Annotated in this window: 32 protein-coding genes; 3 read left to right on the top strand and 29 right to left on the bottom strand. The window is 68.2% G+C overall.

Features of this window, described 5'->3' with window-relative positions; translation table 11 throughout:
- Positions 1 to 6: 6 nt before the first annotated feature.
- The 20 genes from ACGF0J_RS13885 to ACGF0J_RS13980 all read right to left on the bottom strand — a co-directional run bounded on the left by ACGF0J_RS13885 (position 7) and on the right by ACGF0J_RS13980 (position 12,808).
- Positions 7 to 450, bottom strand: a complete 444-nt coding sequence (locus ACGF0J_RS13885; protein ID WP_393145455.1) for a minor capsid protein — start codon at positions 448 to 450, stop codon at positions 7 to 9.
- The gene (locus ACGF0J_RS13890; protein WP_393145457.1) at positions 447 to 800 is read right to left on the bottom strand and encodes a hypothetical protein; all 354 of its coding nucleotides are present in this window, start codon (positions 798 to 800) and stop codon (positions 447 to 449) included. Before ACGF0J_RS13890 ends, ACGF0J_RS13885 begins: the two co-directional genes overlap by 4 nt.
- Positions 800 to 1,111, bottom strand: a complete 312-nt coding sequence (locus ACGF0J_RS13895) for a hypothetical protein (protein WP_393145459.1) — start codon at positions 1,109 to 1,111, stop codon at positions 800 to 802. Before ACGF0J_RS13895 ends, ACGF0J_RS13890 begins: the two co-directional genes overlap by 1 nt.
- Positions 1,108 to 1,497, bottom strand: a complete 390-nt coding sequence (locus ACGF0J_RS13900) for a hypothetical protein (protein ID WP_393145461.1) — start codon at positions 1,495 to 1,497, stop codon at positions 1,108 to 1,110. The genes ACGF0J_RS13895 and ACGF0J_RS13900 overlap by 4 nt, the downstream gene beginning before the upstream one ends.
- Positions 1,498 to 1,499: 2 nt before the next feature.
- A complete protein-coding gene (locus ACGF0J_RS13905; protein ID WP_393145463.1) occupies positions 1,500 to 1,844 on the bottom strand; it encodes a hypothetical protein in 345 nt (114 codons plus the stop codon).
- Positions 1,831 to 2,127, bottom strand: coding sequence for a hypothetical protein (locus ACGF0J_RS13910; RefSeq protein ID WP_393145465.1), 297 nt, complete (start codon positions 2,125 to 2,127; stop codon positions 1,831 to 1,833). Before ACGF0J_RS13910 ends, ACGF0J_RS13905 begins: the two co-directional genes overlap by 14 nt.
- Positions 2,124 to 2,339, bottom strand: coding sequence for a hypothetical protein (locus ACGF0J_RS13915; protein WP_393145467.1), 216 nt, complete (start codon positions 2,337 to 2,339; stop codon positions 2,124 to 2,126). The genes ACGF0J_RS13910 and ACGF0J_RS13915 overlap by 4 nt, the downstream gene beginning before the upstream one ends.
- Entirely contained in the window at positions 2,339 to 3,274 is a 936-nt protein-coding gene (locus ACGF0J_RS13920) for a P22 phage major capsid protein family protein (protein ID WP_393145469.1), read from the bottom strand. Before ACGF0J_RS13920 ends, ACGF0J_RS13915 begins: the two co-directional genes overlap by 1 nt.
- Positions 3,275 to 3,325: 51 nt before the next feature.
- Positions 3,326 to 4,159 carry a hypothetical protein gene (locus tag ACGF0J_RS13925; RefSeq protein ID WP_393145471.1) on the bottom strand — a complete coding sequence of 278 codons (834 nt, stop codon included), beginning with the start codon at positions 4,157 to 4,159 and terminating at the stop codon, positions 3,326 to 3,328.
- A gap of 320 nt (positions 4,160 to 4,479) precedes the next feature.
- Positions 4,480 to 5,697 carry a phage minor capsid protein gene (locus tag ACGF0J_RS13930; protein ID WP_393145473.1) on the bottom strand — a complete coding sequence of 406 codons (1,218 nt, stop codon included), beginning with the start codon at positions 5,695 to 5,697 and terminating at the stop codon, positions 4,480 to 4,482.
- Entirely contained in the window at positions 5,697 to 7,208 is a 1,512-nt protein-coding gene (locus tag ACGF0J_RS13935; protein WP_393145475.1) for a phage portal protein, read from the bottom strand. Before ACGF0J_RS13935 ends, ACGF0J_RS13930 begins: the two co-directional genes overlap by 1 nt.
- A gap of 69 nt (positions 7,209 to 7,277) precedes the next feature.
- Positions 7,278 to 7,442, bottom strand: a complete 165-nt coding sequence (locus ACGF0J_RS13940; protein ID WP_393145477.1) for a hypothetical protein — start codon at positions 7,440 to 7,442, stop codon at positions 7,278 to 7,280.
- Positions 7,439 to 7,702 carry a hypothetical protein gene (locus tag ACGF0J_RS13945; protein WP_393145479.1) on the bottom strand — a complete coding sequence of 88 codons (264 nt, stop codon included), beginning with the start codon at positions 7,700 to 7,702 and terminating at the stop codon, positions 7,439 to 7,441. Before ACGF0J_RS13945 ends, ACGF0J_RS13940 begins: the two co-directional genes overlap by 4 nt.
- A gap of 9 nt (positions 7,703 to 7,711) precedes the next feature.
- Complete coding sequence (locus ACGF0J_RS13950; RefSeq protein ID WP_393145481.1) at positions 7,712 to 8,002, bottom strand: hypothetical protein; 291 nt, start codon at positions 8,000 to 8,002, stop codon at positions 7,712 to 7,714.
- A gap of 12 nt (positions 8,003 to 8,014) precedes the next feature.
- Positions 8,015 to 8,791 carry a hypothetical protein gene (locus tag ACGF0J_RS13955; RefSeq protein WP_393145483.1) on the bottom strand — a complete coding sequence of 259 codons (777 nt, stop codon included), beginning with the start codon at positions 8,789 to 8,791 and terminating at the stop codon, positions 8,015 to 8,017.
- A gap of 11 nt (positions 8,792 to 8,802) precedes the next feature.
- The gene (locus ACGF0J_RS13960; RefSeq protein WP_393145485.1) at positions 8,803 to 9,915 is read right to left on the bottom strand and encodes a hypothetical protein; all 1,113 of its coding nucleotides are present in this window, start codon (positions 9,913 to 9,915) and stop codon (positions 8,803 to 8,805) included.
- Positions 9,916 to 9,930: 15 nt separating this feature from the next.
- On the bottom strand, positions 9,931 to 10,407 hold the full coding sequence (locus tag ACGF0J_RS13965) for a hypothetical protein (RefSeq protein WP_393145487.1): 477 nt from the start codon (positions 10,405 to 10,407) through the stop codon (positions 9,931 to 9,933).
- A gap of 1 nt (position 10,408) precedes the next feature.
- Positions 10,409 to 10,879, bottom strand: coding sequence for a hypothetical protein (locus ACGF0J_RS13970; RefSeq protein WP_393145489.1), 471 nt, complete (start codon positions 10,877 to 10,879; stop codon positions 10,409 to 10,411).
- A 160-nt stretch (positions 10,880 to 11,039) separates the two neighbouring features.
- Positions 11,040 to 12,326, bottom strand: a complete 1,287-nt coding sequence (locus ACGF0J_RS13975; RefSeq protein ID WP_393145491.1) for a PBSX family phage terminase large subunit — start codon at positions 12,324 to 12,326, stop codon at positions 11,040 to 11,042.
- On the bottom strand, positions 12,323 to 12,808 hold the full coding sequence (locus ACGF0J_RS13980; RefSeq protein ID WP_393145492.1) for a hypothetical protein: 486 nt from the start codon (positions 12,806 to 12,808) through the stop codon (positions 12,323 to 12,325). Before ACGF0J_RS13980 ends, ACGF0J_RS13975 begins: the two co-directional genes overlap by 4 nt.
- A gap of 32 nt (positions 12,809 to 12,840) precedes the next feature.
- Between ACGF0J_RS13980 and ACGF0J_RS13985 the strand changes: the two genes are divergently transcribed.
- Entirely contained in the window at positions 12,841 to 13,215 is a 375-nt protein-coding gene (locus tag ACGF0J_RS13985) for an ASCH domain-containing protein (protein ID WP_393145494.1), read from the top strand.
- Here the strand turns inward: ACGF0J_RS13985 and ACGF0J_RS13990 are convergent.
- The 3 genes from ACGF0J_RS13990 to ACGF0J_RS14000 all read right to left on the bottom strand — a co-directional run bounded on the left by ACGF0J_RS13990 (position 13,212) and on the right by ACGF0J_RS14000 (position 15,985).
- Entirely contained in the window at positions 13,212 to 14,294 is a 1,083-nt protein-coding gene (locus ACGF0J_RS13990) for a GNAT family N-acetyltransferase (RefSeq protein WP_393145496.1), read from the bottom strand. The genes ACGF0J_RS13985 and ACGF0J_RS13990 overlap by 4 nt on opposite strands.
- A gap of 31 nt (positions 14,295 to 14,325) precedes the next feature.
- Entirely contained in the window at positions 14,326 to 14,964 is a 639-nt protein-coding gene (locus ACGF0J_RS13995; RefSeq protein WP_393145498.1) for a ParB/RepB/Spo0J family partition protein, read from the bottom strand.
- Positions 14,965 to 15,697: 733 nt separating this feature from the next.
- Positions 15,698 to 15,985 carry a DNA adenine methylase gene (locus ACGF0J_RS14000; protein ID WP_393145850.1) on the bottom strand — a complete coding sequence of 96 codons (288 nt, stop codon included), beginning with the start codon at positions 15,983 to 15,985 and terminating at the stop codon, positions 15,698 to 15,700.
- Positions 15,986 to 16,209: 224 nt separating this feature from the next.
- Here ACGF0J_RS14000 and ACGF0J_RS14005 point away from each other — a divergent pair, with 224 nt between their 5' ends.
- Positions 16,210 to 16,866: an NADase-type glycan-binding domain-containing protein gene (locus ACGF0J_RS14005; protein ID WP_393145500.1), complete on the top strand. Its 657-nt coding sequence runs from the start codon at positions 16,210 to 16,212 to the stop codon at positions 16,864 to 16,866.
- 71 nt (positions 16,867 to 16,937) lie between these two features.
- On the opposite strand, the gene ACGF0J_RS14010 is transcribed toward ACGF0J_RS14005, so the two are convergent.
- A complete protein-coding gene (locus ACGF0J_RS14010) occupies positions 16,938 to 17,906 on the bottom strand; it encodes a tyrosine-type recombinase/integrase (RefSeq protein ID WP_393145502.1) in 969 nt (322 codons plus the stop codon).
- A gap of 69 nt (positions 17,907 to 17,975) precedes the next feature.
- Positions 17,976 to 18,179 carry a hypothetical protein gene (locus ACGF0J_RS14015; RefSeq protein WP_393145504.1) on the bottom strand — a complete coding sequence of 68 codons (204 nt, stop codon included), beginning with the start codon at positions 18,177 to 18,179 and terminating at the stop codon, positions 17,976 to 17,978.
- Positions 18,180 to 18,455: 276 nt separating this feature from the next.
- On the opposite strand from ACGF0J_RS14015, the gene ACGF0J_RS14020 reads away from it, so the two are divergent.
- Positions 18,456 to 18,926, top strand: coding sequence for a hypothetical protein (locus tag ACGF0J_RS14020; protein WP_393145506.1), 471 nt, complete (start codon positions 18,456 to 18,458; stop codon positions 18,924 to 18,926).
- Positions 18,927 to 18,932: 6 nt separating this feature from the next.
- Here the strand turns inward: ACGF0J_RS14020 and ACGF0J_RS14025 are convergent, their stop codons facing one another.
- From ACGF0J_RS14025 to ACGF0J_RS14040, 4 genes are all read right to left on the bottom strand, one after another.
- Positions 18,933 to 19,145: a helix-turn-helix domain-containing protein gene (locus ACGF0J_RS14025; RefSeq protein ID WP_393145508.1), complete on the bottom strand. Its 213-nt coding sequence runs from the start codon at positions 19,143 to 19,145 to the stop codon at positions 18,933 to 18,935.
- A 373-nt stretch (positions 19,146 to 19,518) separates the two neighbouring features.
- On the bottom strand, positions 19,519 to 20,166 hold the full coding sequence (locus tag ACGF0J_RS14030) for a hypothetical protein (protein ID WP_393145510.1): 648 nt from the start codon (positions 20,164 to 20,166) through the stop codon (positions 19,519 to 19,521).
- 273 nt (positions 20,167 to 20,439) lie between these two features.
- Entirely contained in the window at positions 20,440 to 21,126 is a 687-nt protein-coding gene (locus ACGF0J_RS14035) for a hypothetical protein (RefSeq protein WP_393145512.1), read from the bottom strand.
- A gap of 89 nt (positions 21,127 to 21,215) precedes the next feature.
- Positions 21,216 to 21,872: a hypothetical protein gene (locus ACGF0J_RS14040; protein ID WP_393145513.1), complete on the bottom strand. Its 657-nt coding sequence runs from the start codon at positions 21,870 to 21,872 to the stop codon at positions 21,216 to 21,218.
- Positions 21,873 to 22,921: the final 1,049 nt, after the last annotated feature.

Below are 22,921 nucleotides of genomic sequence, written 5' to 3' on the forward strand. Positions count from 1 at the left end.
GAAAGGTCAGTCGCGGTGCGGCGACGGCCGATGAACCATCAGGTCGAACGAGTCGGCCCGCTCCCACCGGCCCGAACTGTCACGGCCGAGCGGCGCGATCAGCGTGCGGCGCGCGAGCAGCACGTGCACGCCCGTCGAAAGCGTGTAGTTGGCCAGGCCGTGCACGACGTCGAACACGCCGTCCGCCAGGTCGTCCACGACCCGCGGGTCCGTCTTGGCCCGCAGCCGGGCCTGCATCTGCACGCTGGAGTCCGACTGCTCGACGTCGTCGCCCGCCTGGCCCACGCCGTACACCGCCAGCGCAATCGCGGTGTCCGGCTTGGCCGGCAGACCACCGATCGTCAACGCCGTCTGGTTGTCGGTGTAGATGCCGGTCGGGCTCCACGTGGCCACGCCCGCCTCCGCGATCAGCACCGCGAAGCCGGTCAGCAAGTCACGGGTCCAGCTCACTTGAGCACCTGCCGCAGCTGCTTGGCGATCATCAGCTTGACCACCTCGCTCTCCTCGCGGACCGCGAGCTCCAAGAACTTCGCGGCGCGGCCCGCCTTGTGCTGGTAGTCGAGGTTTTCGTGCTGCACGACGGCGTACGGCGTGTCATAGCTGACGACGCCGCGCAGCTCGGCCTCGTCCACGACGGCCGCGCCCGACCGCTCCAACGTGCCCTCGTCGTGCGGCACTCGCTGGTTGGCCACCGCCAGCACGTGCTCCGTCGCAAGCCGCAGACCCCGCGCGGCCGCGCGCCGGAACTCGGCGGTCACCTCGTCTCCGTTGACCGACGCGTTGAACCTGGCCCTGGCCATCAGCGGCACACCACCTCAACGTGGTCCGGCGTCGGCAGCCCGCCGCCGTCGCGGGCGAAAGACGTGATGACGGTGGTCACCCGCCCGTTGACGGTGACCCTGCTCCCCTCCGGGCAGGTCGTGCCCGGAGGGAGAAAAACGGTGGTGTCGGAGACGACCTCGGCGCCCTGCGCGTCACGCACCAGACGCCGCTCGTCGTCCACCAGACACCGCGACTCGAAGGCCGGCCCGAACACCGGGCCGTACGCCCCGTCACCCTGAAACGGCTCGATCGTCGCCGTGTGCCGAAGCAGCCACTCGGGCAGCATCACCACACGCTCCCGTCGAGGATGTAGCCGGGCAGCAGCCCAGCCCGCTGCAGGATCGACGAAGCGTCCGGGGAGTACCGCGCCAGCGGCGCGTCCCCGGAGTTGCCACGTTCAAGGCGGACCGAGCCGATCGACACCGACCGGAACGCCGCCGCAACGCCGAACTCGTCGCCCACGGCGATCGTCCACGCGGCCTGCGCGCACGTCGCCCGCTTCATCGCCTCGGCGTCCTCAGGACGCGTCGGCATGCCCGAGTCGTCAGTCGGGTAGATCGAGGCGAACAGCAGCTCGTCGATCCGCTCCGAGGCGCGCTCCAGCCGCCGCTCGATGTCGTCGGGCCCGGCCGCACCGGTATATGCCGTGTAGTCGGCAGCGGTCGCGTACCCCATGACTACGCCGGAAGTTCGAGCACCGCGACCGACAGCCCGGCCGGGTCGGAGTAGTCGATGTACACCTTGCCGTTGGCCTGCCGATACACGGCGGGGAACGCCGGTATCAGCACGTCCCCCGTGTTCGCCGGGATGGTGTAGACCCGGTCCACGACGTCCTGGCCGTCCACAGTCGCCGGGATCTGCACCGTCACCGTGCGCGCCGCGGTGTTGGTGTTCTTCACCCGCAGCATCCGCCGGTCCGAGTGGACGAACATGTGCCCGTCCGCGATGGCCGGCGTCAGCGCGGCGGTGAGGTCCAGCCCCGCCCGGGGCACCGGGGCGGCGGTCAGGTCAGTCCTCGCCATCGTTCTCCTCCCCGTACTCCTCGATGAGCGCCGCCTTGCTCAGCGCCTTGGCGTCGGCCTCAGCCATGCCGCGCGACACCGCGTAGGCGACCCACGCGGCCTTGTTGTCATGCTCGGACGGGCGGTCCGGCACCGCCGACGCCGCGCCGGACTGCTCGCTGGCGGGGTCGGCCTCGGACGGCCCGCTGATAATCCGCCAGTTGTCCAACATGTCCAGCCAGGGGTCCCGCTCCGTGGCGGTGACCACCTGGCCGGTGTTGGCGTTCTTGTAGACGAACGTCACGAGCCCTCCCAGTAGACGCCGTGCGCGATCCGCTCGGCCCTCAGGTCAGCTTCCGCTTTGGTGGCCACGGTGGGCGTCTGGTGAGTGACTAGATAGCCGCCCGCGTAGCGGCTCACCTCGACGTAGAACCTGCTGTCGGCCGTGGGCTTGACCACGATGCTGGTAACTGAAGAGAGCGGGAAGATGACGGCGCCGATGCGGGCCCAGGTCACTACGCCACCCCGTGGATGAGGACGGCACGGTCGGGGTCGAGCGTCTTGACGCCGTAGAGGCAGTCCACCGACACGATGTCCTGCTTCTTCGAGATGTCGTAGTCCATGACCACGCGGACGCCGAAGCCCTTGTAGCTCTCGACGGCGGCGTTGGCGGCGCCCTGCGGCAGAACGAGAGGCCGGGTCACGAGCGCGAAAGCGGTCCGGTGGAACGCGACGCCGATCTCGGTGTTCGGCTGGCCCGTGGTCGGGGTGCCGGTCGGGGCCTCGATATTCTGCGTCTGGTAGGCGTCGAAACCGAAGACACGCCTGCCGAGGTTCGCTTCGCGCAGACCGTCCGTGTCACCACGGGTGTCGGCCTGGTGGAACAGCGGGTCCGACAGCCACTTCGCCTCGATCTCCGGGCCGACGACGAGGTGCCGGTCAGCGGCCGGGACGTTGCGCTGGTTCAGCACGCGCCTGGCGTCGATCGCCGTCTTCGGGTCGTCGTAGTCGTGGATCGCGTTGCCGGTCACACCCGTGATCGGCGCGCCGGCCTTGCCCACGCGCTGCACGATGTCGTTCCTGAGGCTGAGGATGTCACGGTCGATCTTCTGTGAGATCGCCTCCATCGCCGGGTTGAGCAGCTGCGTCCCGAAGTCCTCGATCTCCAACGTCAACTCCTCGGCGGTGACCGCGAAGCTGACGTCGGCGAAGTGGTTCAGCGTGATCGGCACACTGCCCTCGGACGCGTTCTGGATCTGGATGCCGCTGGCGCGGTTGAACTCGTTCGCCACGAACACCGCGGGCTTACGCACGCTGATCGTGTCGCCGACGCGGCTCACGAACTCCTGCTCGTAGTCCCGGTGGACGAGCTGCGCCATGACACAGGTCTCGTACAGGGTCGCGAGAGCGGCCTTGGCAATGATCGACGGGGTGAGAAAGGTGTTAGGCATCGGGCCTTTTCAACTCCTTAGATGTGCAGATAGCGGTCGCGCTATCAGCGGCTAAGACGAGGCGCGCTTCTTACGCCTGGCGCGGAACTCGTCGATGGAGGGCTCGGAATCGGTGCGACGCCCACCAGGCCCGCCGGTGAACTCGCCTCCCGAGCGCGCCGGCGGCCCCGCCTGGGTGGCCGCCTTGAACTTCGGGTTGTTCTCCACCGCCGTCGCGATCGTCTCGCTCAGCGTCGTGGAGAAGTCCTCGGCGTCCGGGTCAAGGTCCCGGACGGCCTTCAGGAACGACCTGCTGTCGAGCAGGGCGTCAGGGTCCGCGCCCACCTTCTGGCTGGCGCGGTGCACCGCGAGCTCGATCAGGGCGCGGCGGTGCCGCTCCCGCTCCTGGTCGCGCTCCTTGGCCGTGCTGTCACGCTCGGCCGTCAGCGTCTCGATCACCTGCTGCGGGTCGAGCGGCTTCTCCTCCTCGGCCACCAGGCCCAAGGCCTTGGCGATCTGCTGGGCGAAGTCCGACTTCACCTGCTCGGTGATCTCGTCCGGCGACGGCCCCTGCGCGCCGGTCGCCTCGTCGGCGACCTTCTGCGCGTCCTTCAGCTTGGACCGGTAGTCGGCCGCCTCCGCACGAGTCTCCTTTATCAGCTTCTGCGCCCACGAAGGAAGCTGGTCCACACGCTTGGCGTCCGGGTTCACCGCCGTGTCGTCGGCCGCGGCCGGCTCAGGCGGCGTGACCTCGGCCTGCGCAGGAGCAGTCTCCTCCTGCTGCGGCTGGCCTTCGCCGCTCTCGTTGTCCGGCGCGCCACCGGCGATCAGATAGATCGGGGTGACGCCGTCCTTGCGGTAGCCGAGAAACGCGCCTGGCGTCGTCGGCAGAGTGTTTTCGAGCATGGCGAGATCGCCCTCCTGGAGCGAATCGAGTGGGATTCCGGTCCATCGACCGGATGGAGTATGGCTCACGCCAGGTGAACCGAGAAAGGGCAGCTCAACGGGCCGTCCCCTTGGTCGCGACGTTAGCTACCGAGATCCGTACCATGCCTGCCGTGGAACACACATGTCCGCACTGCGGTGCGCAACAGGTCCAGGTCAGGTTCAAAATCCAACAGGGAGTCAGCAGGTGGTCAGGCCCCGTGTGCCCCCATGGGCACGAAACCTGGCCAGATCAACCGACCGGTGAGGTCATCCCCGTTACCTCAGCGGACTCTCTAAGGTCATAGCGCCGGGGAGATCAACTGTTCGGCATCGGCCGGGCCCATAATTCCGGGCCCGGCATCAGCCGACTTCCCGGCTCGCCTGCGCCGCAGTGCGGTGGCCCTTGTGTGCCCGCGCACCTTCTCCTGGTACGCGGCAACCTTCTGCTCTGCCTTGCGCTTGGCGCCCTCATCCAGCGCAACCACCGCGCGCCGCTTGTTCTCCCGGATCTTCCGCTCCAGGTAGCGCTGCCGCTGCGCATCGGCGTACGTCGTCTTCGACTGCACGACCGGCGCCGGCCTCGACACCCCCGGAAGGTAGGCGTTAAGGCTATGCCCGCAGTTCGGGTGCAACAGCCCCGCCAGACGCGCCTCCGCAACCGTCCCCTCGACCTCGACGAACACCTCCACGCCGGTCGCTGGGTTCTCCTCCACGCGAGTCCCCGCGGGCCCAGAAATGGCCAGCACCTTGCCCTCCCAACGGGCGCACCGGTCGCACGTGTACGGCAGCCGCGACACGCTCACCAGGTTGATCCCCGCTTCGCGCAGCGTGGACAGATGACCGTCTACCGCAGCCCGAGCGGTCGCCGTCCGCATGGCCATCTCGACGTACTCACGCATGCCCCACGTGCGGCCCGCCTGATCCACGAACCCGCTGATGCCCTGCGCGGTGAACCTGTCGAGCGCCCGCTGCGCGGCCTCCCGCCGGGTTTCCGCGCCGACCAGCGCCCGGCCGGCCGTCTCGGCCACAACGTTGCGGTAGATGTCGTCCACCGCGCGCAGCGCACCCTCATGCACTGCCGTGACCAGCCGGACCGCCTGCGCGGCCAGCTCGGCTACGCCCTGGCCAGGGTTGATGCCGCGCCTCGTGCCGAGGTTCTGCGCGTCGCGCAGCACCCTGGCCAGCCGCCTGCGCAGCTTCGCGTCGTGGACCTGCAGCACCGCGCCACGCATGGCAGCGTCCATACCTGCAGCCCACGTGTCGAGCACCGCCTGCTGCGCGGCCGCCTTCGCGGCCGCCTCAAGGCGGCGGACGATCGCCTCGGCGTCCCTGCGGAGCTGGGTCACCTCGCCGAGCCGCTTGGCCGCCCAATCGTCGCCGTCTTCCTCGTCGAGGTCCTTACCGACCCGCGCGGCGATGCGTTCCAGCAGCGCCTCCTCCGCGTCGGTGTACATCGCAGCCACTAGCCGCGCCTGCTCCAGACCGGCTTCGATCGCCCCGGCTGGAGTGACGGCCATCAGTCCTCGCCAGCGTCAGGGATGAACGCCTCGGTCAGCGTCGCCGGGTCGGGAACGTTCAGCCCGAGCTCGTCGCGGAGCCGCTTCTTCTCCGCCTCGACCTGCACGTCATCCCAATCGGGATGCACCCACCGAACCTTGGTGTCCAGGCTGACGGCCTGCGCCCGGTTCAGCATGTCCAGGGTGCGGCCGATCGCCTCTGGGTCCGGCATGACACCGTCCGGCCATTCCACGGTGGCCCGCTCGGCTCCGACCTTCTGGCCGAACACCGCGTGGTCCACGGCCAGCATCGCTTCCGACAGCCACGCAAGACGCGGCGTCCAGTAGCCGATCTTCCGGCCCCGCGTCGAGTACGACCGGTGCTTCTCCATGTGAATCTCGGTCGCGGTGCGGGCCTGCCCGTCGCCGCCCTCACCGAAGCTCTGCATCGCGTACCCGGCGCCACGCACGATCTGCTCCAGCAACTGCTTCGACGTCTCTGCGTGCTCCTGCACCCGGATGGAGAACTGGCTCAGGGTGATCATGCCGCCGGGGCTATTCGGCGACGGAAGCATGCCACCCAGCGCGCTGTAGATCTCTCGGTCCGGGTCCCACGACGCGGCCTGCCCGCGGCCGGTCGTCGTCAGGTACACCTCCGGGACGATGATGCGCGCCTTGCCAAGCCGCAGGTCCCGCATCCACGACGTCCACGTCTCGTCCAGGGCGTCCATCAGCGGCTCCACCCCGGCGTAGTCGGACCGGCCGACCGCCGTGCCCCGGATCGTGCGGTGAGGCCTCATGTTGGGGACGTAATCGACCAGCAGTCCACGCTGGAAACCGCTGTCGAACCCGCCGTCCTCGTCCACCAGGTCGGCGAACTCCTCGGTCGCCGGGTGCTCCTCCAGCGGCACCTGCATGCCCAGGTGGTCCTCGTCGCCCAGGTACAAGCCGTGGAAGACGCGGCCCTTTTCGTGCCGCTCCAGGTGCCGCCACACCTGCTTGTCTTCCTCGTGCACGACCTTCCAGAAAGTGACCGCCTTCAACCTACCGTTGTGGAACTCTGGCACCGCGGCGTCCGGCGGCAGCGCGTCCACCACTGGATAGTCGGCCATCGTCGTGTCCCAGCCGACCCGCAGGTACACACCGCCGTACGCGGCGGCCAGCTCGGCACCCTCTAGGAGGGTGCCGTACACCCCGGCCTCGCGCATCACCGCGTCAAGCCGCTGCTGACTCTTCTTGCCCTTGACCTTCAGCGTCGGCGGCTCCGAGAACAGCAGGTCAGCCGACGTGGCGGCGATGTCAGCGGCGATCGGGACGTGAAGCTTCGTCGCCCGCGACTGCGCCGCCGGCGTCGGCGTCCCCCAGAAGTAGCGGACCATCCGGCCGAGGTAACCGCCCGCGCGGGTGATCGGCCGGTCCCAGCCCTTGGGATCCGTCCCCACCGCCGGTGCAGGTCTGCTGCCGCCGTACACCTCCGCCAGACGGTCCGGGTCGCCGGCGTACCAGGCGCCGTGCGTGTCGTAGAGCCGCATCTCCTGTCGGATCGCAGGCGGTGGCCACTCCTGATTACGCTCGGGAAGCGGCATCCGCCACCCTCCAATTCACGTGTGTTCGATCTCCGACAAGGCGGCGGCCAGCTGCGTCCAGCCCTCTGCGATGGAGACCTTGGCCTCGACCATCGCGGGCCTAGGCTCGCAGTCGGCCTGCTCCAGCACCTCTGCGGCGCGGGACGCGGCCTGCCGCCAGGTGATGGTCTGGTTGCTCACCGGGCGTCCGCTGGCCAGTGCCATGTGCCCGGCTCAGTTCCCGGTCCGACGTTGAACTCGTGGAAGCCGCCGACCTGGCCGGGCGTGAAGACCCACAGGTGGACGTGCGACTCGTCGTCGAGCGCGGGCACCGCGCCGAGCTTCACGCCTTCCGGGTCCAGCGTCGTCACGTCCGCCGTGACGATCGCGGCCCGCACGGCGTGGAGGCCCTGCTTACCTCGGTAGCGCACGATGTCGCCGATTACGGGGATGCGGTCCAAGGTCGCTCCTCAGGTGATGGGGATGGGCCCGCAGCGGAGCACGGGCTGCTCGACGGCGCCGGTCACGCGGACCCACATCAGATAAGTGCCGTCCGTCAGCGGAACGGTGCCGCCGGGGCCGATGAGGATGCGCGCCCGCGCGCCCGCTGCGGTTGCGCTGGCCCACTCGGCGGGGTACCAATCGGCCTCGACCGGCTCAGCGCCGAGGTTTGTGAAGGCGACCTGCACCTGCTCCGTCCCGGACGCGCCCTTGACGAAGGTGTAGACGTACGGGCGGCTGAGAGACGAGATCGGTTCCACGGCAGAGCCCTCCTACGAGCTTGTCGGGGGATCGGCAGACCACGAAGTGTGAGGTGAAGAGGCGTGCCACTCCACGACAGGCAGCGACGCTGCCCACACGGTGAACGGGACACTGGCCCGAAGCGGCGGGGTCAGGCGCAGAATCCGCCGGACGCTGCCGGTCTCACTCACCTTGCCGAGCGCCACGACGATCGGCGGCTGCGGCTGTATCAGGCGAGCTGTGCCGACGTCGGCTGCCGGGCCGAGCGGTCGTGTCTTGATCCGGCCGAGCGGTCGCCCTTGCGCCGACTCGACGACCTGGACCAGCCGCCCGCCACGGGCAAGCCCGATCGGGGTGGCCTGTCCGGCTTCGGTCACCTTGCCCAGTGGGAGGATCTTGGCTGAGGTGATCGGCAGGGTCGTGCCCAGCTCGTTCACGCGGCGTACCGCCGCCCAGCCCCGGAACGGACGCGCCGTGCCGGCTTCGGGGACCTGACCGGCGGCTCGGGCCTTGACGCGAGCGAGCGGCCAAGCCGCACCGGTCTCGACGGGCTGGCCGAGCGCGCGAACCTTCGCCCGTGGCAGCGTTGCAGCCTGCCCGGACTCAACAACCAGCCCGAGCGGCCGGGCCATGACGCGCGTGACCGTCTGCGCAACGCCAGCCTCAGCCGCTCTGCCCAGCGTGCGGACCTTCGTCCGCCCCAGCGGCCGGACGAGCCCGGCCGCCGTGACCTGGGTGATGACCGCGCCAGCTGCCCGGGGCCGGGCGACGACGGGGCGAACGGGGAAGCCACGTCCAGCGCGGGCCATGAGCTACCCCCTCACCACGACGCTGCCCGGTGCGCCGCACGCGAGGCACCGACCACGGCACGAGGCCGCCGACTCGCGGTGGACGGGGCCGGGCCGAGCTTGGACGGACCGATCGCGACCTCGTCCAGGAACCAGCGGCCAGCCGCGACATTGCGCAGGTGGAACTCCGCCTTCAACGGTTTCCCACCGGGGAAGACCAGATTCGCGGAGACCGCGTAGTCGTCATGGACGTCGGAATCCGGGTCCAGATACGTCCACACCTCAACCGTTCCGTTGTTCGCCGCGTTGACGGTGTAGCGGTATTCGATCCGCACCCACTGGCCCACGGGCAGAACCTGGTTGGTGGTGAGGATCCTGCTGGCCGCCGCGCCGGTGTAGACGTCGATGACAGCGCCCGCGCCGTACACCCAGGACTTGGATACGATCCCGGTTTCGCCGATGACTGCGAAAAGACCCCCGCTCGTCATGGCCTCGAAGTTCACATAGAGACGAGAGCAGAACTGCTCTCCGACCATAGGAACGCCCGCCCAGTCCACGTGGGTGTCAGATCCCTGTACGGCGTTGACCGCCGCCAGGCCCGACTCTCCGCGAGTGACGAGGTTGGTGAACTGCGGCGAGCCCACCAGGTTGTTGAAGGCGTTGCCGCTGGCTCCGCCCGAGTTCGCCTTGGTGATGGCCGTCCCAGCGGTGCCTCCATTGAAGTTGTTCGCGTACGGCGCTGACAGGGACGGGAAATCGATCGTCAGGTCGTCGATCCAGGCAGCATCTTCGCCCGTGCTGGTGTCGCCGTCCTTGGTATAGCGGAACACGACCTGAGTGGCGCCGGATACGTCGAACACCGCCGACTGGGTCCAGCCCACCTCGCCGGAAGCCGTCAGCTGAACGACGCCGTTGATCAGGAACTCGAACTTGTCGTACGTGGCTTCGGAGGAGACCGAGTACCAGAACTGGATCGTGGTCGCGCGCGGTGGCAAAGTGAACGTCACCGTCGATGTCCCGTTGTCGCCGATGTCGGCGCTCCAAAACGACCACGTACCGCCATGGGCGCGTGATCCAGTCCAGCCCCAGTCGCCTGACCATTCGAGGCTGAGCGGGTTCCCCTCGAAGGTCTCAACCAGTGGCATGCGCGATACCTCGTGTCAGGCTCGTTCGAGCCACAGGCTCGCGGAGATGTTGACGGCCGCCGCGAACTTGGCCCGCAGCACGAAACCTGTGCCGGGCGCACAGTCGGGCGTGTCACCGAGCGGGATGTCGTAGTGGACGAGCCCGCCGTTCGGACTCAGGGGGAAGGCGTCGATCACCGTGAGCTGGGTCGGCTCGGTCGTCCATCCGGCTGCGGCCAGGAATCCGGCCGAGATGGCCCGGCCGTAGATCTGCTGCGGAGTCACCGCCGTGGCGTACGCCATGGAGGCGGCGGGCGGACTGGTCGCGAACGTCGCGCTGCACAACTCGATGTCGCCCGGCACGCCGGTGGAGGTGCCATACAGGCCGACCCGGATCTTCTTCAGGTCCAGCCCGAAGCTGGAGGGTGCGAGGACGCCGAGAACGCTCTTGGCCGTGTTGGCCACGAGCGACACCGGTGCGGGCGTGAGCGCGGAGTATCCGGTCTTGGCCACGTCACACCGCCCGGAAGAAGCCGGACGGATCGACCTGGGCGACGACGTTGCTGCCGTCCGGGTTGATCGGGAAATCGTGGCTGGTGAGCGGGATGACCGCCGAGTCGGGCGACGCGGCCGCGGGCCGGTAGCAGATGATGATCTTTGCCCAGTTCGTGCCCATCTGCACGTTGTTCCACGTCTGGTCAGGCAGCGCCAGGTCCGTCCAGTCGTTGGCGTCGTCGGGCACCACGTCGGACAGGTCGCCCGCGGCCAGCACCTTCCGGCTGTAGCCGGTGTTGGTGACCTCGTTGGTGGCGCCGGCGAGCACGTCGGCGAGGCTGTCCCTGTCCTTCAGCGCCGCGTCGGTCTCGATGCCGGCGGCGTCCAGGGCCACCACGAGCAGCGCGCTGGTGGCCGGGTCACCGACCCGAACGCGGCGGTAAAGCTCCACGACGCGGCCTTTCGCCACGTTGAACTGGAAGTCGGCCATGACCCTCCTCATCCTCGAAAGAAGCGGGGCGGCCCCGGCCTCCCACGTAGCCCCTCAACTACGCAGGAGGCCGAGGCCGCCGGCTCGACGCACGCGGGGTAGGACGTGCGGAGCGACGCACCCCTCAGCCCGCCACAGAACGGGGGTGCGCGTTCATGGGTCAGAAGACCGGCTGCAGCAGCGGCAGCCAAGCCGCCTGAGTGGTGTGCAGGGCGTACCGAGCGGCGTCCAACGCGTGGTCGTCCACCTTCACCGGGGCGTCCTCGCCCCGTTCGGCTTTCCTGTCGTCCCACGCGTAGCTGCCGACCTCGTCGAGGAACCCGGACACCGATCGGTGGATCCGCAGGTGGTCGGCGCCCAGCAGGTTCGACACAGTGCGGATGCCGTCGTTGACGCTGTTGTCGCCCATCGTCGGGGTGAAGCCGTCGCGGTGCAGCTGCGTGATGAACGACGCGGCGGACGGGTCCACGATCACCCACTGCGGCCGCACCCCGTGGGTGCCAGGCCCGTAGGTGTCGGGGATGTGGTCCAGCCAGTCGGTGAGCTTCTGCGAGTACTCGGCGTCGGTGAGTTGCCGCCGCTCGGCGCGGGAGTCCCATCGGAACTCGCTGGCGAGGAAGATGCGGCGCTGTCCCTTGTCGTCCGGGACGGACACGCCGACCAGGATGGCGTCGAACGGGTTGACGGTGCCGTAGTCCACGCCGACCGCCAGCCACCGCTCCATCGGCGGCAGCTCGTCCACGACGTGCCGGTCCGGGTCGTACATGTCGTAGATGGCGCCCTCGGCCATGACCCAGAGCCCTTGGATGAACCGCTTGTACCAAAGGCCCGTGTACTCCGCCTTCAGCGCCTTGACGTAGTCCCGGTCCAACGCCGTGTTGTCGTCCAGGGTGAAGTGCCAGTGCCGCAGGTCCAGTTCGTGCTTACGGTCGAGGAACTGCCGCTTCAGCCAGTGGTTCGGCGCGTCAGGGTTGGTCGTGGCGAACAGCTTCGCGCCCTTGACGCTGAGCCGGGCAAGCAGCTGGTCCCAGAACTCCCGCTCGATCAACGTGGCCTCGTCCACGTACGCCCCAGCACACGTCATGCCTCGCAGCCGGTTCTCCGAGCGGGCGTCGTTCGACGAGATGATCTCGACCCGGCGGCCGAGGATGTTCGCGGTCGGCGCGCCGCGCGTGTAGATGATGCGGCGCGCGACCGGCCCGGTGATGGCTGGGTCCGTGAGCGGGTCGAACACGTTACGCGCGATCGTGTCCGACGTCTTACCGACGATGACGAGAGAGCCGCCGCGGGGCGCGTTGGCCACGTAGATCAAGAACCGGAGCAGCGAAGCGATCGTCTTACCCGACCGGATCGCCCCGCTCCAGATGTTCAGACGGGCCGTGGACTCCGCGATGCTGCGCTCCTGCTTCGGCGACAGCGTCAGCGGGCTCGCCGCCGGCGTGCTCACAGGTCGTCCCCCGCCTCGATCTCGGCCAGGACCTCGCCCTCGAGGATCGAGTCGGTGTCGGGGTCGGGCATGGCGTACCGGTGCTGCAGTTGCAGCAGCAGGTTGCCCAGCAGCGACGCCATGTCGCCGTCCGCGACGCCGTTGCGGTTGATCAGGTCCAGGCCCAGCAGGGACGCCCGCCGGTTGATGCACTTCAACGCGGTCTCGCAGGCGTTCACCTCGCCCTTGATGACCTTCGGCCACAGGCTGGCCATGATCCGGTCGAGGCGGTCGATCTCCAGCTTGAGCAGCTGCTCGCTGGCCATCTGCTCCTGCTTGGCGGCCTTCTGCAGCGCCCGGTCAATGTCCTTGCTGACGGAGGCCGCGCCCGAGTAGCCCAGCCGATCGGCGATGACGGTGGGCGACACTCCAGCGATCCGCATCTGAACCGCCTGGTAGCGCCGCTGAGAGATCTCGACCTGGCGGGCCTTGCTGACGACCATGAGGGGCGCTCCTGATCTATTACGCTTCTGGGATGCGGATGCTGACCGTCCGGCAGCCATGGGCGGCGTTGCTCATCGCGGGCATCAAGGACGTGGAGAACCGGAGCTGGGCCACGCCGTATCGGGGCAGGCTCCTGATCCACGCGGGCCTCAAGATCGATGCCGAGGGCTTCGAGCTGATGGAGAAGCTCGGGGCCTCCCTCGACGGGCCGCTGCTGCGCGGCGTGATCCTCGGATCGGTGAACCTCGTCGAGATCCGCCGGGACAGCACCTCACCGTGGGCCCGTCCGGGAGAGAATCACTGGCTGGTCACCGAAGCCCGGCCGGCGGTCACTCCGATCGCCGCTGTCGGCGCGCTCGGGCTACGGCCAGCTCCGGCCGGGTGGACGAAGGCGTTCGCCGCCTAGCGCGGCGCGACGTACTCGAACGACACGACGCCGAGGCGGCGCGGGTCGAGCGTCTGCGCATGCATCCACTGATGCTTAGAGCGGGTGCCCAGCCTCTTCTGGCCCTGAATCATCCGCCACCGCGGCGACGCGCTCCGGTAGGCGATCAGCGCCGGGTGGCTGGACACCGACCGGTAGCGGAACCCCTGCTCGTACAGGCGCTGCCCCATCCACTCGGAGAAGCGACTGCCGATGCCGAGCCCCTGATAGTCGGGCAGGACCACCAGCCGGTGCTCCATCTTCAGGTTCCGCGTGCGCGGGTGCTGGAAGTGGCGGTACGCCAGGAACGCGACCGGCTCGCCGTCGATGAACCCGGCAAACTTCTTGCTGGCGGTGTGGAGCTCCGTGCTCAGATAGTGATGACGTGCGAAGACGGACCAGAGCTGTCCATCGACCGGCCGGATCTCGAGCTGGAGCGTTGGCCGGGGTTGAACCGACCTCCACTCGAACGAGCCGGTGGACACGTCCAGCACCCAGTCCGGCTGCAGCCACTCCAGCACGTCGTAATGGCAGGTCACCGCGACGAACTGACGACCGCCGCGCCGTACGGTCTTCTGAATCGTGTGGCTGGCGACCTTCGCGACCTGGCGGTCCACGACGCTGGTGAACTCGTCGATGACGACCAGGTCGCCCGACTCGGCCAGCGCCCGAGCGATCGACGCGCGGAACGCCTCCCCATTCGACAGGGTGCGGTACGGCCGCAGCCAGGCCGGCGGCGACGACAGGCCGACCGCGCCAAGTAGCGCCACGATGTCCTTGATGGACATGTCGGCCGGGAAGTCGTCCACCAGCGACCGGTCATCGGACCAGGTGTGCGGGCTGGCGATGTGGTCGGGCCACAGGTGACGCGCGATGGTCGTCTTGCCAGCCCCCGAGGGGCCGACGATCAGTCCGACGCTCCATGGCCGCTCTTCGATCCGCAGGTCCATCTGCCACGAGTTGTTCAGCCGCTCCTCCACGGGCACGTCGAACAGGCCCTGAAGTTGCAGCACTCTGGCGGTCTTGCGGACTGGTGCCGACACGGTGATCTCGGCTCGCACAGCACGTCCTTTCGAGGGGAGACGGCGTGGGTTACATCAGGGCGCGGACGTTCCAGCCCTGGCCCGCGAGCTGGTTGAGGAGTTGCACCTGCTGCGCCTCGTCGTCGCAGGTGACGACCACGCCCCACACCGCCGGCCGCGTCTGGGTCTCGACGTCGCCCCGTTCGGGCAGTTCCTCCTCGGCGCGGGCGCCGGTCCCGGCCTGGTCGGCGCGGCCAGCGCCCGCCGGGGAGGCACCGTCGTGGGGGACGACCGCCGCGGCGTTGTCGGCGGCGATCGCCTCGGTCAGCTCGTCGAGGTCCTGCTCCGTCCACCCGGTGCCGTCGAGGTCGTCCAGGCCGCGCAGCAGGTCGGCAAGGGCCCGGTCGTCGTATCCGCCGAACTCGGCGGTCCGGTTGTCGGCCAGCATGATCCGGGTCGCGGTGTCGTCGTCCACGTCGATCACCAGGGCGGGCACCTGCTGCAGGCCGTTGGCCTGCGCGCCGCGCCAGCGGTGCTCACCGGCGATGATCCGCATCCGGGACTTCTGGACCAGGACCGTGCCGTAGAAGCCGTTCCGCTCGATCGACTCGGCGATCACGTCCACGTCCCCCCGGTGCGGGTTCTCCGGGTGCGGTTCGAGATCGCCCACCGAGACCACCCGGTAGTCCTGCTTCGCGACGCGCGCCATCAAATCTCCACTAGGACAGACCATCGAATCTGCTTTGCCTGGGAATCCGGGTGACATGGGCCGCTGAACGTATGCGGCTGCATCTTTAACGAGCGAGGCTCGTCCTGGCGATCTTTTCCTCTATCAAACACAGCCTCGCCAGAACGCTGACTGTCGGCCGGGAATGGTTTTTGGTAGTGGAGGACCAAAGTCCTCGGGGCTCATTCGGATTCGGAGAGACCATGAACGTAGCAACCTCCGCAGCAGCGCCCTGGTGGGCGACGCCGCTCATAGGGTTTCTGGGAGTCCTGGTAGGACAGTGGATGAGCGGACACCGCGAAGCCAGAGCCCGCAAGCATGCCACCTTGGATAGGGCGTTGAACGACATCATCGGCGTAACCGGGCGAATCATTGAGTGGCGCCTTAGGACCCCCTCGCCTGGCGGTCTTGGAGAACCTGGGGATCAAGCGGCGTTTATGGCGGCGAAAGACTCGATCACAATGGTGGCTGAGGACGAGACACGGACAGCCGCAGACGTTCTAATGTTTGCCATTGCGGACATGTGGGCACCCAGCATGCCCGCTCCCCGGTGGGCCCAAGTTACGATCAGAGCTAAGGATGAACTGATAGTTTCCGTACGCAGCGAGATGCGCAAACCACGACAAAAGGCGATAGATGCCCTCAAGAAAGCCGTAAAGTGCGGACGCGACCCCAAGAAGGACCACCAGCCCGCAGCAGGCGAGAGCGACGCCTCCTAACTGCCACTATTTCGCACCCCCGTGCACTGGATCCACCAGCGGTGCGCTCGCTCCAGGCCGCTCGCCGTGGTGTCGCCGAGCTTCGCCGCCTGGTGCTCGGCGCGGGCGTACGGGGTGAACTGAATGGCGCACTGCAGGTCGTCTGGCCGATCCCGCAGGACCAGCATGAACGCGATTAGATCGCCGTTGATGTCCTTGCTCGTCTCAACCTTCGCAGGGTCCTTGACGAAGAACACAGCGGCGGATCCAGCGAAGGGCTCGCAGTACACCTCACGCTTGGGCAGCCGTGAGGCGAGGAGGGGCTAGCCGGCCCTTGGCGCCGTAGTACTGGAACCGGGGGGCGCAGCGCCGCAGCGGCCCTCCCTTACGGTACGGGCATAAATGATCATCCCTGGTGCGCGCCGGGCTACGACGGAAGCGCCGCTCGGTCACTCAGTTTTCTGCTTTATGAGCAGATTTATACCTCTCACCGATCCAAAGTGGCAGTATGCGTATATACGCTTAAGAAATGGGGACGCCGACGACCGCTGGACGAAGACTCCGAAACACGGCTTGGTTCATGCTGGGCGCACTATTTACGACCGCAATAGGCATTTTCGGTACCGCCTTGTACGAAGATAAGGCGCGCAATATCGTCGACCGGATTGCTTGGGTAATGGACGGAACCCCTGCCATTACTTGCAACAGCATTCCGAAGTGGTATCGAAAGATAGCCCCCAAGAGCATAGCGGCGAATACGGTATACCAAGACAACAACGACACCAGCTACGTCGCTGCCAACGCGGCGGACGGCAACGCTGACACTGCATGGATCGGGAATTATGATGCTCCCAACGCCAAGTACATGTCTTGGATCTTCGACAGGGAAACTAACATTCGCCTGATATGCATCACAAACGGGTACACTAGGACCGGCGCAAATTATTCAATGAACGGGCGAGTGCAGCTAGCAACATTGACCGGATGCGGCAACGAAGACATACACTTTACAATGCCGGACCACTGGGATCCAGAGAAGAAGGATCCGGGAGACTACCGCGAGTACGTAGAAAAGGCAGTGGATTGCACCCCAGGCTATATGAGATTGTGGATAAATAAGATCTATCCGGCCGTGGATGCCAAGAAGACCGTGGCCATTGCCGATGTCACCTTTTATGGACCCTGAGCTGGGCACAACGCCTGACATCATGTGCACCTGTCCAGCGCACTCGACCTCGACCTGAGCACGCCAACCTCCTACTCCAGCACCGACGCCACCAGCTGCGAAGTGTCCTTCTCCAGCCGGTCCCGGCTGGCGACGTAGATCTCGGTCGTGGACACATCCGCATGGCCCAGGTCCAGTTGGATCTCCCGCATCGTCGCACCAGCCTCCTCGGCCAGCGACGCGTAGGTGTGCCGCAGCGTGTGCGGCGACACTTTCGAGGCGATCCCGGCTTGCCGGGCGATGCGCTGCACCAGCTCGAACGCCTTCGACCGGTCCCACAGCCGGCCCGAGGAGGTGGCGAACAGCGGGCCCCGCAGGTCCCGCAGCTCCACGCCCGCCAGGCGCGCCCGCTCCGCGAGGTAGGCGTCCAGCGCGTGCGTCGTCTCCCCCGGCAACCGCCGGATCAGCGGCTTCTTGCCCTTCGCGGTGACGCGCAGCGTCCGATACCCCCGGGCGAACCCCAGGTCGTCGATCTGCGCGTTCACCACCTCGGAGACCCGCACGCCGACCTGCAACAGCAGCCGGATCAACGCCGCGGTGCGCAGCCGCTCCCGGCCATGGTCAGCGTCGGCCGCCCGCAGCAGGTCCCGAGCTTCCGCCTTGGTTAAGGCGATCGTCTCGGAGTGCTTGCGAGGGATCTTCGGCCGCTTCGTCTTCTTGAAGCGGTTCGCCTCGATCGCCTCGGCCTCGTGCAGGTAGTCGTACCAGGACGACACCGACGCGAGCAGCTGCGCGACCGTCTTCGGCTTCGGTGGCCGCGGGGCCGTCTCGACGAACCACCTGGTGAACACGTCGCCATGCGGCTTGCGCGCCTCCAGCGGGTCGAGCCCGGTCTGCTCGCAGAACGCGAACCACCGGTTGATGTTCCGCCGGTACGCCTGGCGCGTGTGCGGCGAGTCGAACGACAGCAGCCACGCCTTCGTCAGGTCCTGGACGTAGCCGAGCAGGTCGGGCGGGAACGCGAGGTCGCCGCGCGGCGCCTCTACCAGCTCAGCAGTCATCGAGAGCCGTCGCCGATGAATGTCCCCAGGAGTTGCCCTGTGGGGTTGCTGATCTCGCGGGTGAGGTCATCAGGCGACTCGCCGGAAAACGATGGTCGCGCGGTAGCGGTTGTGGTGCTCCCCTTCCGCCTCGGCTTCGGCGCTGATGACGTCCAGTTCGGTGTTGGGGCCGTAGAACGTGAGGGCCTGGACCCTGGCCTTCTCCCTGATCTCGTCTGGCGTCGCTCCGGTCACGGTGACGCGCAGGGTCAGCGGGAACTTGGTCACGCTCATAGTGATCTTCTTTCGCAGAGGGGATGATCCACTCGCGAGCGTAACACGGTGAGCGCAACATAACCTGAATTATGTTCCACTATTAGTGATCTTGAAAAGTGCTCGCTGACTCCAAAAACCGGCAATGCGCATACAGCGACGCGCCACAGAAGGTGCAATGAAGTCATGCTTCCGAACCGGCAAGCGCGCCCTCAGCGCTCGAAGGCCGAGCGATCTGCAGACCTGTTCAGGTACGTAGGCGTAGTCCTACTGACTGTCGTGTTTCTTGGCGCAGCCATGCTGATCAAGTCACTCGATTGGGACAACGAGGACACTCTGATCGCCATTTGCTGGATCATGTTCCTACCGGCGGTCACGTTCTTCGGCGTAGTCAGGCGACTACGCCGTCTGGCGGCCAAGGCAGAAGAGGAACGCACACAACAGGCAGAACTGGACCCTCGCGAGCGCCTACGCAAGCACATCGATGCCCTAAACGCGGCCTTCGCGCAGAGCATGATCGCCATGGAAGACCTAAAGCGCGACATCGAGGTTCAGCAGGCCATCCGCGACGATCTCATAGCCCAGGCCGAGGAACACCGCGAGACCCTTGCAGTGGAACCGGAGCATGCCGAACGAACCCGGCGTGTCTATGTACGCGCGGCCAGAGATGCCCTCCGTGCCGAACGAGGCCAGCAGTGGATGTTCTTCGCCCTCGGCGCCCTGATATCCATCCCGATCGGCGTCGCCATCAACCTGCTTGTCCCCTGACCAGCGTCACACCGCCGCGCGCGCCGGCCTCTGGTTGCCGCCCCGCGGCCGCAGCTCCACACCCTCCTCCTCCAGGAGGCGATGCACGAACCCGTACGACCGGCCCATCGACACGGCGATGCCACGAACCGACGCGCCCGCTTTGTACCGCTCGACCACCGCCGCGGCGAGCTGCGCGCGCTCCAACCCGACGATGCGGGCGTACTTCCGAACCTTCATGAGGGGAACTCCTTCAGTCACGCCGCCCGGGCACGCCGGGCGCGAAGCTCATCACGAGCTTCCGGGGTTGAGGGGACCGGATCTCCGCGCCAGATGCAGCCCTCGATCGTCGCCAAGTCGTCGAAGTCGTACACGACCTCCCGGCCGGCCCGGCCAAGGACACGCGCCGAGTAGCGCCGCGCCCACTGCCGCACCGTCACCGCGGACCTGTCGAGGCGGGCCGCCGCAGTCTTCGCCGTCGCAGGGGACACCCACACCCCCCGAACAGCGGAAAGCCCCCGAACCATGATCGGTCCGAGGGCACACGTCTCTCCGTCGCCCGGAAGTGTTACACAGCCCCACCACCCAGCGCAAGTCGACAGCGGAACCGCAATCAGCGCGGCGCCTCCGACTCCACCCGCGCCGACGCCTCACGCTCCGAAACGTGCGTCCCGCACGCGGCGCACACGTAGAAACCCGCCCTGGCGTCCCAACGGAACGACCGCTCGCCACACGAACACCGCGCCGGCGTCCACACAGGCGGCTCATCCCCCGCCACCCGCTCCAGCAGCATCCGCCACGACAACGCGAAGTCCACCAGGCCCACCAAGTCCTCGCACACCAACACCGACTCCAGCCGACCCGACTCCGTCAGCCACGCCACCGCCCGCGACCTCGCCACCGCCGACCGCGACCCCACCATGCGCGGCGCCACCTCCAACCACGCCCGCGCCCGATCCTCGAACTCCAGCAGCCCACCCGTCAGCTTCTCCAACAGATCCCCCACCGGCGACACATCCGGCTTCGGCCGCGACCCCGACACCCGCGACCACTTCGACGGCGGCCGGAACCCATCCACCTCCCGCGCCAGCTGCGCAGCGAACCCGTCCACCTCCAGCAGCGCACTCCGCACCGTCGCCCGGCAGCGGCCGCACACCAGCGGCTCACCCCCGCGCCACCGCACGTCCGGCACCTCCGGCTCCGCAGGAGGCTCCCCCACCTCCCCGGCCCGCACCCACCCGTCCACCGCGTCGGCATGCACCGCCCGCGCCCGCTCAAAAGCAGCCCACGCCCGCCGCGACCTCGCATTACACGGACCCACGCATGCGCCCCGCACCACCGACACCCCAGAAGCAAGACCAGACACCACAACCCCCGATCAACCCGGCGAACGCCACAACAGTACAAGATCAACTCGTTTCGCCAGGTACACAGCCAAGAGCAGCCCCGGCCCGTTCCCAACCGGGGACCCCCACGGGGCACGCGAAAGCGCCGGACCGGTCGAACGGTCCGGCGCTGGTCGGCGCGTCGCGCGCTACACGCGCACTCCCGCGTGCGCCGCGAGCTTGCGCGCGCGGTCGGCAAGCGTGCGGATGTCGTGCCATCTGGAGGCGGCGCACGTCGCGCGCAGCACCTGCAAGAGGTAGAGCGCTGCCGACAGGTACGCCTTTACCTCCTGGTTCTCGTGGCCGGTCACGCGCCGTTCGGCCGCAAGGTACTCGACGGGGGACCACGCAACCAGCACGCGCCCGGAGTCGGCGCGGTCCACGGTCACATCTACGTGCACGCCGTGTTGCGGCATGACGGCTAGGACGGTTTTGCACGCGTGGCGCGCCTGCGCGAGTAGATCCCGTTCCTGAGCTTCGCGCGACGTCAGCCGCAGCGACGCCAGAGACGCAGCGATCGGGGGGACACCGCGCGCGGTGAGCGTGTAGCCGCTCCACGGTTCCTTGCGGGACGGGCCGACGACGGTCCACACGCGCCCCTGGTACTGCTCGCGGTTGCCGTGATAGGTGACCTGGCTACCGGCGGGCAGGTACGCGGTCAACGCGTCGCGCGCCTCCCGCTGGATCTTGAGCGCTCCGCGCCGGAGCATGCCGCCCAGCTCGCACGGGACTTCCTGTGTGCATCGGCGGCACTGCTCCATGTGGTTGCGTGCGCTGCGGGTGGCGTTGGCGGCGAAGTCGCGGGCGAGTTCGGCTTGTTCGCGGGTGACGAGCATGAGGGTTCCTCCGTGGCGTTTGTGGTGTCGGTTGGGAGTGAGGGCGGGCGGGCGCGCCCGTGGTGGCGACACGGGCGCGCCCGTTGCTGCTAGGCGTCGGCCTTGACCGCTTCGGCCGCCTCGGCGTCCGTCTTGGCGTCGGACTCCTTGGTGAGAGCCGCGATGATCTCGGAGACCTGCTCCCACGTCAGGTCGCGGTCCGCCATGACCTCGTCGTAGGTGTCCGGCGTGTGGTCGGCCTTGAACTTCTCGGCGAACTTGAAGACCAGGCGGACGGCGGTCACGTCGGCGGCGCGCTTGGCGGCGGCCTTGCGGCGGCGCTCGATCTCTTCCTTGAAGCCGCCCATGGTCGGAAGCTCGGCCAGCAGCTTCTGAACCTGGGATGCCGACGTGCCGGGCACCTTGCCAAGCTCGGTCAGGGTCGCCTGACCGAAGCCGACTTGCGCGGCTACGTGCATACCGATCAGGGCGTACGTGCTGAACTTGGCCGCGCTCTTGCCGGTGCCGCGTGTGGCGATGCACTCGGCGGGCAGGTCCGTCAGGTCGTCACCGGTCAGGATGCGGTCAGCGACGCTGCCCTCGTTCTCGGCGGCGGCCAGCTCGTCAAGGCGTCCGGTAGCGGCCAGCCCGAGGACAACGAAGCCGACCGGGCGGGAGACGCCCATCCGGACGAAGGTCTTGGAGTGGGCGGCGGTGACGGCCTCAATGGAGATGAACAGGGCGGCCGGGTCAGTGCTGAGCTTCATGAGCTTGCCTTTCGTGGGGTGGGGTGCCCGCCCGGACGGTCCGGGCGGGCGGTTGGGTTAGAGCTGATGCGTGTCGTCGGTAGCGGGGGCGCTACCGGCTTCGCTGACAGCGGTTCCGCTATCAGCTTGCCCGGTCCGGCGACGTCGCCGGATCCACACCGCGACCGCTACGGCCGCCGCTACGGCCGCCGCTGTCCAGACGAACCACCAGACCACGCCGGGGGTGTCGCTGGCGGCGTTGGCCGCGTCGATCCCGCCGCGTTCCGGGGTGTCGGTCGCTCCGGGTTCGCCAGACTCGCCGGGCTCACCCTTCGCGCCGGGGGAACCGGTCGGGCCGGGCTTGCCGGACGCTCCGGGGTCACCCTTCGGGCCGGGGCCGCCGGGAGGTCCGGCCGGTCCGGTGTGTCCGGGGTCGCCGGGTGGTCCGCTCGGGCCGGTGGTCCCGTCCGTGCCGGGCTTGCCGGACGGGCCGGGCGCGCCGTCCTTGCCGGGTTCGCCCTGCGGTCCGGCGGGTCCGGTGTCGCCCTTCGGTCCAGTCGCCCCGTCCTTGCCGGGTTCGCCATGCGGTCCGGCGGGTCCGGGGTCGCCCTTGTCGCCCTTCGGGCCGGGTACCGGGATGCCGGTAGCCGTCACGGTCGGGCCGGGCTCACCCTTCGGACCGGGCGGGCCGGTGGGTCCGGGCGGGCCGGGCGGCCCGGTGACTGCCGGTCCGGGCGGGCCGGGCGGTCCGTCCGCGCCGGGCGGTCCTGGCGGGCCGGAAGGTCCGGGGTCACCCTGCGGTCCGGGCGGGCCGGACGGCCCGGACTGCACCACCGTGGCGGTGACGGTCACGGCCGGTCCGGGTGGGCCGGGGTCACCCTTCGGCCCCATCGGGCCGACCGGTCCCGGTGATCCGGAGGGGCCGGGCGGCCCTGGTGGGCCGGGCGGGCCGGGGGGACCTGGGGTCGCCCCTCCCGCGATCATGTGTGCTACTAGGGCGGCGGTGGCTGCTAGCCACGCGACCCGTTCGCTCGTTCGGATCTGCACATGACAAACCGTAGACCGATATG

The organism is Nonomuraea sp. NPDC047897 (genome assembly GCF_043204415.1).
GTDB lineage: Bacteria > Actinomycetota > Actinomycetes > Streptosporangiales > Streptosporangiaceae > Nonomuraea.